At 50.5% G+C, this 12,800-nt stretch carries 12 protein-coding genes; 5 read left to right on the top strand and 7 right to left on the bottom strand.

The features are described from left to right. Nucleotides 1-13: 13 nt before the first annotated feature. A complete protein-coding gene (locus JTN23_RS08605; protein ID WP_247233900.1) occupies nt 14-625 on the bottom strand; it encodes a hypothetical protein in 612 nt (203 codons plus the stop codon). Between the two features lie 202 nt (nt 626-827). On the opposite strand from JTN23_RS08605, the gene JTN23_RS08600 reads away from it, so the two are divergent. From JTN23_RS08600 to JTN23_RS08590, 3 genes are all read left to right on the top strand, one after another. Continuing rightward, nucleotides 828-1,445 (top strand): RNA polymerase sigma factor, encoded by a 618-nt coding sequence (locus JTN23_RS08600; RefSeq protein ID WP_247233897.1) that lies wholly within the window; start codon nt 828-830, stop codon nt 1,443-1,445. Next, nucleotides 1,435-2,973, top strand: a complete 1,539-nt coding sequence (locus tag JTN23_RS08595; protein ID WP_247233895.1) for a hypothetical protein — start codon at nt 1,435-1,437, stop codon at nt 2,971-2,973. The genes JTN23_RS08600 and JTN23_RS08595 overlap by 11 nt, the downstream gene beginning before the upstream one ends. A 143-nt stretch (nt 2,974-3,116) precedes the next feature. Then, nucleotides 3,117-4,001, top strand: coding sequence for a Ppx/GppA phosphatase family protein (locus JTN23_RS08590; RefSeq protein WP_247233893.1), 885 nt, complete (start codon nt 3,117-3,119; stop codon nt 3,999-4,001). A gap of 68 nt (nt 4,002-4,069) precedes the next feature. Here the strand turns inward: JTN23_RS08590 and JTN23_RS08585 are convergent, their stop codons facing one another. The 4 genes from JTN23_RS08585 to JTN23_RS08570 all read right to left on the bottom strand — a co-directional run bounded on the left by JTN23_RS08585 (nt 4,070) and on the right by JTN23_RS08570 (nt 7,780). After that, entirely contained in the window at nt 4,070-4,432 is a 363-nt protein-coding gene (locus JTN23_RS08585) for an SxtJ family membrane protein (protein WP_247233891.1), read from the bottom strand. Between the two features lie 81 nt (nt 4,433-4,513). After that, nucleotides 4,514-4,663 carry a DUF5989 family protein gene (locus JTN23_RS08580; RefSeq protein ID WP_207509213.1) on the bottom strand — a complete coding sequence of 50 codons (150 nt, stop codon included), beginning with the start codon at nt 4,661-4,663 and terminating at the stop codon, nt 4,514-4,516. 62 nt (nt 4,664-4,725) lie between these two features. Next, nucleotides 4,726-5,847: an SGNH/GDSL hydrolase family protein gene (locus tag JTN23_RS08575; RefSeq protein ID WP_247233889.1), complete on the bottom strand. Its 1,122-nt coding sequence runs from the start codon at nt 5,845-5,847 to the stop codon at nt 4,726-4,728. A 70-nt stretch (nt 5,848-5,917) separates the two neighbouring features. Beyond that, a complete protein-coding gene (locus tag JTN23_RS08570) occupies nt 5,918-7,780 on the bottom strand; it encodes a carbamoyltransferase family protein (RefSeq protein ID WP_247233887.1) in 1,863 nt (620 codons plus the stop codon). Between the two features lie 718 nt (nt 7,781-8,498). Between JTN23_RS08570 and JTN23_RS08565 the strand changes: the two genes are divergently transcribed. Then, on the top strand, nt 8,499-9,512 hold the full coding sequence (locus JTN23_RS08565; protein WP_247233885.1) for a GNAT family N-acetyltransferase: 1,014 nt from the start codon (nt 8,499-8,501) through the stop codon (nt 9,510-9,512). Nucleotides 9,513-9,515: 3 nt separating this feature from the next. On the opposite strand, the gene JTN23_RS08560 is transcribed toward JTN23_RS08565, so the two are convergent. Continuing rightward, nucleotides 9,516-10,163, bottom strand: a complete 648-nt coding sequence (locus JTN23_RS08560; protein WP_247233883.1) for a class I SAM-dependent methyltransferase — start codon at nt 10,161-10,163, stop codon at nt 9,516-9,518. A gap of 42 nt (nt 10,164-10,205) precedes the next feature. Further along, on the bottom strand, nt 10,206-11,303 hold the full coding sequence (gene wecB, locus JTN23_RS08555) for a non-hydrolyzing UDP-N-acetylglucosamine 2-epimerase (protein WP_247233881.1): 1,098 nt from the start codon (nt 11,301-11,303) through the stop codon (nt 10,206-10,208). Nucleotides 11,304-11,595: 292 nt separating this feature from the next. Here wecB and JTN23_RS08550 point away from each other — a divergent pair, with 292 nt between their 5' ends. Beyond that, nucleotides 11,596-12,795 carry a DUF6807 domain-containing protein gene (locus JTN23_RS08550; RefSeq protein WP_247233879.1) on the top strand — a complete coding sequence of 400 codons (1,200 nt, stop codon included), beginning with the start codon at nt 11,596-11,598 and terminating at the stop codon, nt 12,793-12,795. Nucleotides 12,796-12,800: the final 5 nt, after the last annotated feature.

Raw genomic sequence — 12,800 nt, 5'->3', positions numbered from 1 at the left:
CAATCAGTACCTACTATCGTTTCTTATGCTTCTTACCTCCGTGCGCAGGCTTATCCATTTCCTGCACAAAGGCTCCATTGGCATCATATACGGCTACTTTGCTGGTTTCGCCGATTACCAGGTGCACAAAGTAGTTACCTTCCGCGTTGGTACCGGCATGCCTGATCTCAGCGCCGCTGTATCGGGTGCTGATGTCGCTCGTAATAGCAGTGGGCAGAGCGCTTACTTCTACCTCGGTGAGTTTGGCTCTTTTGCCGTGGCGCTGGAGCTCCTGCACAAAGGTCCCGCTCGCATCAAACAGTACTCCCACGTGGGTTCCGTCTTCTTTCTGTACGGCTACTACCAGTCTACCTTCGGCATCTTTACCCGCGAACAAGATCGTAGCATTGGCATAGGTACTACCAATGTAACTGGTCACCTGCGCCGGCAGGTCAGCCGTGGCTACTTCGGTAAGTTTGCCCTTACATCGGGTTTGGGTGACGGGATCAGCTTCTACCGCGTAGCGCGCAGCCGATAAGGTAAGCTGATCCAGTTCAACCGTTTCATCGGGGGATAGGGCATCCTGCTGACAAGCGGTTATAAAGCCTGCTACCAGTGCCATCAATACAAAAACAACTTTCTTCATTGTGTAATGATCAGGTTATAAGTGATAGGTAAGATTAAAGTTTGAGTACTCAGTAGCCATTACGCCCCCTGCCGTATGAGTGTGGCAGAAAATATTCTAAATTTATTTTCGCCCGTCACTGCCACATTCTATGCCCCACCTGCGTAAAGAGTAAGTACAGAACAACCAAGAAGCAGCCCGAACTTTTGACTTTTACTCCCGCTTGTTTTTTAGGAAAAAGAAAATAGAATTCTCAGAGGAGGACTTCGAAAGCGTTATACGTGCCTGTATTGCGGGAAACGAGCAGGCACAGCGAACGCTTTACAGGCAGTACTTTAGCTACGCCAAGAGTATCTGTCTGCGTCATTGTTCCTCATCAGACGATGCGGAGGAGATCCTGAACGAAGGCTTCTTTAAAGTATTTCAGCATCTCAACAAGTACGATCCCAGCCAGCCGTTCAAGGCCTGGCTCCGGACCATCCTGATCAACACCGCCATCAGCCACTACCGCAAGAACGTCAAGTACACAAGGGATACGGTGGGGCTGGAAGATGCCGCTTACCCCAAGTTTGACGATGATGTCATTGATAAAATTACGGCCGAAGAAATTCTGGAGCTGGTGCAACAAATCAAGCCGATATATAGAACAGTTTTTATGATGTATGTAGTGGACGGCTACAATCACCGCGAAATAGCGGACCAGTTGAATATCAATGAGGCCACGGTGCGCTCCCACTATGTGAGGGCGCGAGCCCGGTTACAGCACTTGATCAAGCGATCATACCCCGACCTGTTTCCGAACGATTGGGGAATACAGTCCTATAAACAAAATGAAAATTAATCGATTTGAGGAAAATCTACGTAAGAAGCTAGAAAGCATTCAGCCGGAATTTCAGGAGAAGGACTGGCAGCGAATGCAATCCTACATGCGTCAGCACGCGGCGCCTACCTTCTGGCAGACCCACGGCCCGTGGATCGGCTATGCCGCCGCCGCATCCACCGCGGTGCTCACGACGGTATTGTACTTCCATCAAAGCCATCAGAACGAAAAGCTTCGCAAAGAGATCACGTCCCTGAAGAAGACCGTGGAGCAGCAACAAATGGCTCCCCCCACCGTCACTATCCAAAGGGATACTGTATATGTAGCAGGTAAAGAAAAGGCGGCAGAGCCTGATAAGGCCCTGTTTGAGCAGAAATGGCGGGAGCTGTACCCAACCAGACCACAAGCCCCCTCTACTCCTCTGCCACAGGATCAGGAACTCGCTACTTCACCAGCCCTGGCAGAAGAAAAACCGGCGGCTCCCCGCGTTGAGCCAGTCGGAAAGCCAGCTGTAGTCACACCCGATGCGGCTACCGAAGCTGCTGATCGCCCGCAGGAACCAACGAATCGGCAGGAGCCGCCCCCCGTACTGGCACAACAAAGTACTGGTCTACAAGAGAAGCAATCAAACAACCAAGAAAACCTAACTCAAAGACGTATTGATCTAGGTACTAGCCGTAATTCTGAATCAGTAGCACCGGGTAGAGAATCGGTCCACCCCACTAACATCGCAACAGATCAGCGAGTAGAGATACAGGGTGTGGAGGAACTCCCGGCTCGTCCTCTGGCCATGCGTACGCCGCTGGCCCGGAAGCTGTACCGCCGCATGCCGCCTGCCCAAAAGGATAAGAGTACTCTGGCCAGTGTCCCTCCAACTACTCAAGCCACTCAGCCCACGGCCCAGCCTCAACCGGTTGAAGCCCAAAAGCCGGAGCGAATACTGCCTGACCTGCCGGTACCCTACCGGATAGGGCTGGGGCAGCAGTGGGAGGCCAAAGCCCGGGCGACCAGCCTCTGGAGCGAAATCCTGCTGAGCCGGCACTGGAGCATAACAACCGGACTTAACTGGCAGAAACACCAGGAAGAGCGCTACGTCAACGAACGAATCTTCCATGACAAAAAAAGGCAGGATTTCCGGGCTATGCACGGCCGCCGGATACCTCCCAGCTTTGAGGTACTTAATATCACCACCCGTACCACACTCCTTCAGCTCCCGGTGGGGGTTAATTTCAGGGGGGAACTGGGACGTAACTTTGCCTACCTGGCAGGTGCCGGTACTACTATCAACCTACGGGCCAAACAAGAGATAAGCTTTGACCTGCGTATTCCGACCCAACAGATTGACCACTGGTCGGAGCGGGTACTACCCCGTCCTCCCGCTTTTACGAACGTTGTACTCTCGGCCGGACTCGAAAAACGCTGGGATCCGATCGTACTCCAGGCTGAGACCTACTTCATAGCCCGTAATGATGCCAGGCCCTACCTGCCCGATAACGAAAGCCTGGGCATACGATTTAAGCTACTTTATCAATTTGGCAAAGCCCGCTAAGTGAGGGTCAAAAGCAGGTAGCTACTCGCTCCTGCTTTTGCGATATGGATCATGTGACCTTTGTCACTATTTCAAAGCCGTTATTATTTAGTAAAAAAATCTATTTTTGAGGAGTAAATAGGTTTCACACTAAACATAGAGCTTTGAAATTCGCAGCGATTGATATCGGTTCCAACGGCGCGAGGATGCAGATCTCGTCGGTACTCCATGATGAGGACAACATTCGTTTCAAGAAAGTAGAGTACGTACGTTTCCCCCTCCGCCTGGGCCACGATGTATTTACGGAAGGCCGTATCTCTTCTTACAGTGAGGACCGTATGATGAAGCTCATGCTCACCTACCAACTCCTGATGGAGCTGCACGAGATAGACGATCACATGGCCTGTGCTACCTCCGCCATGCGTGAAGCAGAAAATGGTCACGAAGTACGTGACAGGATCGAAGGCCGTACCGGTATACATATTCAGATCATTGACGGACAAAAGGAAGCCGAACTGGTCAATAATGTAGTCGTTAAATCTTTGGATGACGGACAGTACCTGCACATCGATGTAGGGGGTGGCAGTACCGAACTCAACCTGTACCTGGACAAAAAGAAGATGAACGCCAGGTCATTCAAACTGGGGTCGGTGCGGCTACTGGAAGGGAAAGAGTCCAAAGGGGCCTGGAAGAAGATGCAGGAATGGATTATGGATAATGTGGATCGGAGCCGTCCCATACAGGCTGTTGGTACCGGCGGAAACATTAATAAGCTGTTTGACCTTTCCTCCAAGCTTACCGAAAGCTCTACCAGCCTGGAAGAAATAGCACGGACGCATCAGTACATCGCCGACTTTACGCTGGAAGAACGTATCCACAAGCTGCAGCTCAACCCTGACCGGGCGGATGTGATACTTCCCGCCGGAGATATCTACCTGTCAGCGATGAAGTGGGCCGGCGTAGAGACTATACACGTACCTGACGTAGGCCTTAAGGACGGAATACTCCAGGTACTCTATGAACGAGCCTGCCGTAGAAAGAAGAAATAAAGGTGCAAAATCAAAAAGGCTTTGATCCGCAGATCAAAGCCTTTTTGATAAGTACTTATGGTATCTTATTACCACACGTTCTCCAGATCTTTGGCGGTGTAGCGATGGTTGCGTTCTGCAAATACGGATCTTTCGCTTTCACGCTTAAGAGCCAGCGGGTTCTTCTTTCCCAACCGTGACAGCAGAGCTATCGGGAAAAGAATAACAAAAAAGACCAGGGATAGGAGAATACGTCCGTTGATAGCTCCGAGTACCTCGGCTATTTTGTACCAGCCTTTAACAATCAGGTCACCTACCACCGGGATAGCTATACACAGTACTCCGATGATGCCCGCTGCGTACAGCAGGAAAGGTGCATCAAATATAAAGTATAGGATCACAAGGCCCGTTACAATCACTAACTGGGCTTTGGCTTTGTCTGCTTCGGTCATTCTTTTAGCTTAAGGATTTTGTAGTAGAAATATAGGCCCGGAGCTTTTCCCTCCGGGCTGGTCACCTTGTATCTTAGTCAATTAGAACAACGTATAGATAAACGGAGCTACTGCCGAACCGCCACCAATCACAATCAGGATACCAATCAGTAACAACACCACAATCACCGGCGCAAGCCACCACTTTTTACGCTCTCGCATGAAGGAAAACAAGTCATTCAGAAAATCCATAGTTATCAGTACGGTTTTAGTTTTACATCTTGTGTGGGAACAAATACCTCTACAGTATATTGTTATTGCTTTCTCATTGCTTCGTATACCCTATCCGCCATCAGTACGTTGACAGGGGCACCAGCATGTCCGTCATTCTTACCTACAACTCGCTCTTTCTCAGGTATATTCTTTACTCCATCGGTCAAAGTTACAACTTTTACTCCCTTCGACCGCAAAAAATCCTCAACAGGCTTTGTGTATTGAGCGCTTTTATCCAGTTGAAACAGGAACGGAACAAACACCGCGTACATGTCAGCGCCTGTACTATCCCGGTAAGCCAGCATCTGCGACAGATCCCGCAGGTGAGCGTTCAGCACGGTAGTATCTGTATAGGCCTGTTTTACAAACTGCTCAAATGTACTAAACGATGTATGAGGCAGTTGCCAGTATACAAAGTTGGGCAAATAAAACCTTTTTACAATAGTAGCCAGCGGTCCGCGGAGGTCACCGTAGGGTTCGGCTCCGGTCAGAGACAGCCCCTTCTCGCGGCCTACCTTCTCAACATCGTTAGGGAAGTACTGCAGCACAATAACATCCGGCTTTACCGGATACTTCATCAGGCGCTTAGCCTCATCGCGCGTATCGGAGCCCGAAACTCCCAAGTTATATACCACGTACTTGTCAGTACCCAGTTTTTGCTCCAGCTGGTCAGAGAAGCGATCGTTCAGATTTTCGAGCCCATGCCCGGCGGCAAACGAATCACCAATAACCAATACGTTGGTCTTGGTAGTATCCGACGAAATTTCCTTATCCCGATAGCCCTGTGAATTAATAGGTTTCCAGTACTTGGCCCACCATATACGGGAGGCTTTCGAAAGTACCCCCTCGTGACTCTGGGGTACATACATAAAAACAACTTCCAGGAATATCAGTAGGACCGCCAGCGGAACTACAAACGTTACAATATTAGCCAGTACGCTTTTGGATTTGCTCTTAACCACTCCGTAATAAAATATACGGAGGATTTCGATGATGAGTAACAGCCAGAACACGGTCTTAGCCAGCCGCAGTGTGAAGCTGTCGACCAGAGGCGCTCCGGGGTACTCAAATTCAATCTGGAAGCGGTCAGGATAAAACAGAAAGACAAATAGTACACCCAAAAGGCATAGTCGTACCAGGCTTGTAACAATTTTGGAGGTCATTGTATCTCTAGGGACTCGTAGTTCTTAGCGGTTGGCCCTGGCTCAGGCCCGATCATTAGATGATAGTATATTAATCCAATACAAACTCTTCCTGCCAGTTATCTTTCTCCTGCCATTCAGGTTGTTTTTTCTTATCAAATACGTAATTCCCCACAACCAGGTAGTCCATTTCGGTACGCATAAAGCAACGGTAGGCGTCATTCGGAGTACATACGATAGGCTCTCCGCGTACGTTGAAGCTGGTATTTACGATAACACCGTAGCCCGTTAGCTGCTTAAATGAGTCAATGAGCTCGTAGTAGCGCGGGTTGGTTTCTTTGTGTACCGTCTGGATACGTGCTGAGTAGTCAATGTGCGTGATCGAAGGCAGGTCGGAGCGCAGGTAGTAAAGCTTATCGCGCACATCCATGGAATCGTAGTTGGCAGGCAGTGGCTTCCGGCGGCTTTCGGCTACCGGGTGTACCAGTAGCATATAAGGCGATATGCCTTCGTAATCGAAGTACTCCGAGCAGTTTTCGGCCAGTACCGAAGGGGCAAACGGACGGAACGACTCGCGGTACTTAATCTTAAGGTTCAGCTTTTTCTGCATTTCAGCGTTACGCGGGTCACCCAGGATACTACGTCCACCCAGAGCGCGCGGACCAAACTCCATACGTCCCTGTACCCAGCCTACGACATTGCCCTCGGCCAGCAGACGGGCCACATCCTGGCTCAGATCCTTAAAGTTCTCGTAGTGCGTATATACCGCCTGGTACTTCTTGGCGGTCAGCTCTACATCCAGGTCCGAGAAAGTGGGCCCCAGGTAAGATCCTCGCATGGCGTCAGGCTTCCACGATACGGTACGCTCCTGCCCGAAATAGATATGATAAGCTGCCAGGGCAGCTCCGAGAGCACCACCCGCATCACCGGCGGCTGGTTGTATAAATACCTCCTTGAAGATGTTTTCTTTCTGTAGCTTCCCGTTAGCCACGCAGTTAAGGGCTACTCCTCCGGCCATACACAGGTAGTCAGCTCCGGTGAGGCGCTTGGCTTCTTTGGCCATGCGTACTACGGCCTCCTCAGTGACGCGCTGGATGGCTAGTCCCAGATTACAGTGTTCTGGTTCGAGGCTATCTTCAGGATTCCGCTTTTTGAAGCCGAACAGCTGCTCCCATTTATGCTCGTTGACCATTTTGAGGCCGGTGGCGTAGTCAAAGTACTCCTGATCAAGCCATACCGATCCATCTTCTTTCAGATCAACCAGTTCTTTCAGTATAATATCTACGTAGCGATCTACTTCCGGTGATGTAGGGTTACCGTAAGGAGCCAATCCCATCAGCTTGTACTCACCCGAGTTGACCCGGAAGCCCAGGAAGTAGGTGAAGGCTGAATAGAGTAGTCCAAGTGAATGAGGGAAGCGAAGCTCTTTCAATATACTCAGATCCTTTCCTTCACCGAGGCAAATCGAAGCCGTAGCCCACTCACCTACCCCATCTACAGTAAGGATAGCTGCTTTATCATAGGATGAAGGATAGTAAGCACTGGCCGCGTGCGAGAGGTGGTGCTCTGGGAAAAGGATTTTAACCGGCTTTTTCTTATCGTATCCCAACTTCACAAGCTCCTCATTGATAAGCCGCTTAAGAAACATTTTCTCCTTGATCCACACGGGCATAGCCGTTATAAACGAACGTATACCCTTTGGAGCAAAGGCATAGTAGGTTTCGAGCAGGCGCTCAAACTTGAGCAACGGCTTGTCATAGAATACAATGGCGTCCAGTTGATTGAGGTTGATCCCACCGTATTCAAGACAGAAATTTACGGCATTGGAAGGAAAACCCGGATCATGTTTTTTACGTGTGAATCGTTCCTCCTGGGCGGCTGCCACTATTTCACCATTATCAATAAGAGCTGCTGCGGAGTCGTGGTAGAAAGCTGAGATACCTAGTATTTTCACCTAAAATGAGGATTGGTTTAGAAAGTGCCTGATTCTATGCCCGACAAAACTATGAAGTATGGCGGCAAAATCAAACAATAGTGGATTTAGTATAAAAATGTGCCATCAGTACAAAAACTACTTCTCTCCATGTTACTTAAGAGAGCTGCCCTACATACTTTAGGCTTCCTCTCTTTCGTTTCGCACTGGCGTAGCTATTCCTGCACGTACTTTTTGTGGCAAAGGCAGGTGCTATCTCCTGCTACAGTTGCACTTACACAGGCTACTGGAACACGTTTTTCTGGTAATACTATCTATTTGGAAGTCGGATATACTAGCATTCAATATAACATGAAAAAGATTGCATATTATAAATCCAAGCTATAACCTTTCTTAAATATAGTGCAAAATATGCAAATAAAGGAATGATTATTTATAATAAATAAAGTATCACCTGGTAGGCTTTCTACTCTTACCAGAAAGCTATGTGTAGGGTCTTTGTAGAACTTTATACACATAGATGGGGAATATTGTGGATGGTGCAAAGGCTGCGACATCAATATAAGTTTACATAATCATAATATTGCTAATCAGAAGAGAGTATAGTTAAGACCTGCTCAAAAGCAGAGCAAGCCGTTGTAGTCCTGCCACTTCCCGATTGGCTCTAACCGTATCTTACATACTACATCTATAAGCAAAACAGATAGATGTACAGCAAGTTCTTCACTACCTTTAATACATGATCCTTCATACAGAGCTCAGGAATGTAGTAGGCCATTGGACGGCGCCTCGGTATGAGGTACTGCTTTACCAGACTACTTCCCCCCGACGGAATTCCTGGTTTCCACTGGAGGGCTGCCAGTTCGAGCTTTACCTGTACAACCGACCAGACCACCTGGGTACCCAAGCCACCGCACTACTATATACTTTTTACCTCCTGGACCACCTTACCGGTGAGTCATTAGCGCTTATACATGTAGCACAGGACAGAGAAGCTCAGCTATGGTCGCCTCCTATGGCTCCGTTTGGTGGTATCCAGTGTGCCGGCCATACGCCCCCTCAGGCACTGGCCTACCTGCTCGAGTGTGTGGCTGAATGGGCACAGGCGCAACAGCTAAAGGGGATCACGATCAAAACGGCCCCGGCGGCTTACCAGCCCGCACAGCATGAGGTACTACATCAGTCATATATAGCGGCGGGGTACCGGCCCCTGTACGAGCACAACAACCATCATATCAACGTAAGTGAGCAACCCTTTGTAGAGCTACTGGCGGCGGCTGAGCGAAGAAGGCTACGCAAGTGCCAGCGGGCAGGTCTGGTAGCCCGGCCCTGGTACAATCCGGAGCCGGAGCTTGCGTACCATTTCCTGGAAAAAAGTCGTCAGCAGCAGGGATATCCGCTGACACTAAGCTACCGGAAGCTCCGGGACTTGCTGGATACGTTTCCTTCTGAAGTACTTGTCTTTGGCGTGTTTGATGGAGAAACCATAGCCGCGATGACCGTAGCCATACGGGTAAGCCAGGGCGTGCTGTACAACTTTCTGCCGGCTGACAACCTGCTCTACCGTACGTACAGCCCTACTGTTTTGCTCAATGAGATGCTATACAGCTACTGCCAGAGCGAAGACATAGAAGTACTCGACTTGGGCACATCCCTTGATCACCACGGACAGCCCAAGCCAGGCCTGGCCCGGTTCAAAGAGCGGCTGGGAGGTACCTGCTCCCCAAAAATAACCTACTGCAAGGAATTTTAAGGATTAGATATCCAGGCAATTGCTCTCCCGGTAAAAGACGCTGGTGCAGGAGTCGTGGCTTGTAATAGGTACCATGCCACGTATCTCGAGCTGGCGGAAGCCTTTTTCTTTAAGAAGCCGGATACCCTCCTGATAAAAATCCCGCTCTGAGTTGTCCAGGATTAGTACTCCATCCGGCGTCAGATACTCCACGCCCCGGCGTATACATTGGACCCGACGACGACCATCTACTATGACGATGTGGTACTTCTGGCTGGCTTCGGCCACGGCGCCTGTATAAGCTTCGCCCTCATCCAGCGCCCGGTACAGTACCCTAGCATTGGCTGGAAGCTGGGGAGCTACCTGCTCTACCCATCCTTCATCGTGCTCTACCGCCGTTATGCCTTTAACCCGCCTGGCGTACCAGCGGGTAGAGTAGCCCGAGCCATACTCAAAAACCTCAAAGTGGGGCTTCAGACGAGGCTCCAGAAAGAATATAAACGAGTAGTTGTACCAGGGAATGGGCTGCCCCTCGGCATCCACCGACTGCTTGGTATGATAGCTCCTGAACCAGCCATAGTTCTTGAGGGCTCCTTCCAGAAAGAGCTGTACGATTCCGCCCAGTCCCAGCGAGTTGAGCAAGGACCAAACCTGTAGTTTTATCTTTTTCACGACTTGTGTTTACAAAAGACAAAATTAGGAATCGGCTTCAGATTACATTAGCTTTTCGTGAATAATAGTTACGATGCGCTCGGCAGCCCGTCCATCCCATAGTGGTGGTACCTGCCCCTGCTTGGCCTTCCCGTCCAGAATGGCCTGCACATGCTGCTCCACCGTATCCGGATTGAGGTCGCGCAGGAGGTAGTTAGTACCGATCTCTACCGTGACGGGGCGCTCGGTAGTGTCACGGAACGTCAGGCAGGGTACCTGCAGGTAGGTAGTCTCCTCCTGTATACCTCCCGAATCGGTAATAATGAGTGCGGCGCTTTCCATCAGGTGCAGGAACTCAAGGTACCCCTGGGGCTCCATCAACTGCACCTGGGGTATGGCTTCCAGCTCTGCCTTCAGGCCGTACTTGTCCATGTTGCTCAGCGTACGCGGGTGGATCGGGAACAGTACCTTCCGGTGCTGAGCCGTGTTACGGGCTATCTGTACAATACTGCGCAGGCCCTGCTCATTGTCAACATTGGCCGGGCGGTGCATAGTCATAAGTACGTACGAGGCAGGCGCTACATTAATACTTCTTAGCAGATCCAGTTGCTGAGCCTTTTGCCGGTAATGGACCAGCGAGTCTATCATAACATTACCCACGAAGTGGACCTTCTGGTCCGGTACATTCTCCCGCTTCAGATTATCCAGCCCCGCCTGCTCCGTTACGAACAGGTAGTCTGATATGCTGTCGGTCAGGATACGGTTGATCTCTTCGGGCATCCGGCGGTCGCCGCTGCGTAGCCCCGCCTCTACGTGCAGTACGGGTATACCCTCCTTTACGGCCACCAGCGCACAGGCGATGGTCGAGTTCACATCGCCAACTACCAGTACGGCATCGGGCTTTTCGGCAACCAGTATGGGCTCAAATTCGAGCATGATCTTGGCCGTTTGCTGGGTGTGGGTACCTCCGCCTATGCCCAGGAAGTAGTGTGGCTGTGGGAGCTCGAGTTGGTTGAAAAACACATCCGACATCCGGGCATCGTAGTGCTGGCCGGTGTGGATGACTTTGGATTCAATGTCGGGGTACTTTGAAAAAGCGCGGTGCAGGGGAGCGACCTTCATAAAATTAGGACGGGCTCCTACTATATTCAGTATTTTCAAGGGTACTTGGTGGTTGAGTGGTTTGTACAAATATAGAATAGTTTTTTCAGGGGTACCTGTACTACCTCATCAGGTACATTTGAAAAAATATCGTCCTATCTACTACAATGTACCTAACTATATATCCGGCTATTGTTCCTGATGCTCCCTAAAAATCCCGCTTCCGTACCCATCTTTCGGACTACCCACCAGGTACCTGTCCCCATTTACTATTGCTGACAGGTAATAAAGGATAGAACTACCACCTCTCCTACTTATATATACGACTCTATAGTTACTGCCCCAACATCCCATGAAAAACCTGATCCTTTTCCTGCTGTTCGCTGCTACTACACCTCTTTCGGCCCAGGTTGCTGTACTGGAGATCCAGGCTGGCAATCATGACCGGTACCAAACGCCGGTCCAGATAAGAGTAAATAAACCTCTCACTCCCACCAAAGCCTACTACCTGCAGAAGCCCGGCTCAAAGAAAAAGCTCCCGGCCCAGGCCGTTGATGCTACTACCCTATACTTTATTCTGGACTCCTTACCGGCCGGTAGTAAGGTAGTATACCACCTGAGCACCGGCCAGGCGGCGACTCCTGCCAAAAATGCCCTTCGCATCGAAAAGAAGCCGGAGGGAATACAGGTGCGGGTCGGTGAGAAGCCCGTTTTTTTCTATCAGGCGCAGGAAGCGCTGCCTGCCAATACTCCCAGCCACTACAGCCGCAGCGGATTTATTCACCCCCTCTACAGCCCGGAGGGTCAGGTACTGACGGATGATTTTCCGGTGGGTCACACGCACCAGCACGCTCTGTTTGCTGCCTGGGTCAATACTACCTTCAGAAACAGCTTTGTAGACTTCTGGAACCAGCACCTGAAGAAAGGCACCATCGAGCACGTACGGGTACTGGACACCCAGCAGGGGCCGGTGGCGGCCCGGCTACAGACAGAACTGCGTTATAAGAGCCTGGAGTTTGGAGAAGTACTACGCGAGACCTGGACTGTCACGGTGTATCCTTTTACGGACTACTTCCTGTTTGACATTGAACAACAGCAGACCAATACCTCCAAAGATACCCTGCACATCAATAAGTACACCTACGGAGGCATGGCCTTCCGGGGGAGCCGGGAGTGGAACCGCACCGACTCTGCGCACTACACCAACCGCTGGCAGATCCTGACCGACCAGAACAAGTCCCTCGCCGATGCCAACCATACCCACGCCCGCTGGGTAGATGCCTCAGGTGTGGTAGACGGTAAAATGACCGGACTTACTGTATTCGGTTTTCCATCCAACTATCGGTATCCGCAGGCCATACGGGTACACCCCGATATGCCCTACTGGTGCTACTCACCCATGGTGGACGAGGCATTCTATATAGCGCCCGGAGGTAGTTACCAGGGCAAGTACCGCTACTATGTACATAACGGAGCCCCTGACCAGCAAATCATCCGGCAGATTGATCAGGCCATTACTGATCCCATTGTGGTAAATGTTATAAACCGATAGGGGGT

This window comes from Telluribacter roseus (assembly GCF_017355915.2).
In the GTDB taxonomy this organism is placed as follows: Bacteria; Bacteroidota; Bacteroidia; order Cytophagales; family Spirosomataceae; genus Telluribacter.
The sequence above is the reverse complement of the archived record's forward strand: the minus strand, read 5'-3'. Positions and strand labels throughout refer to the sequence as shown.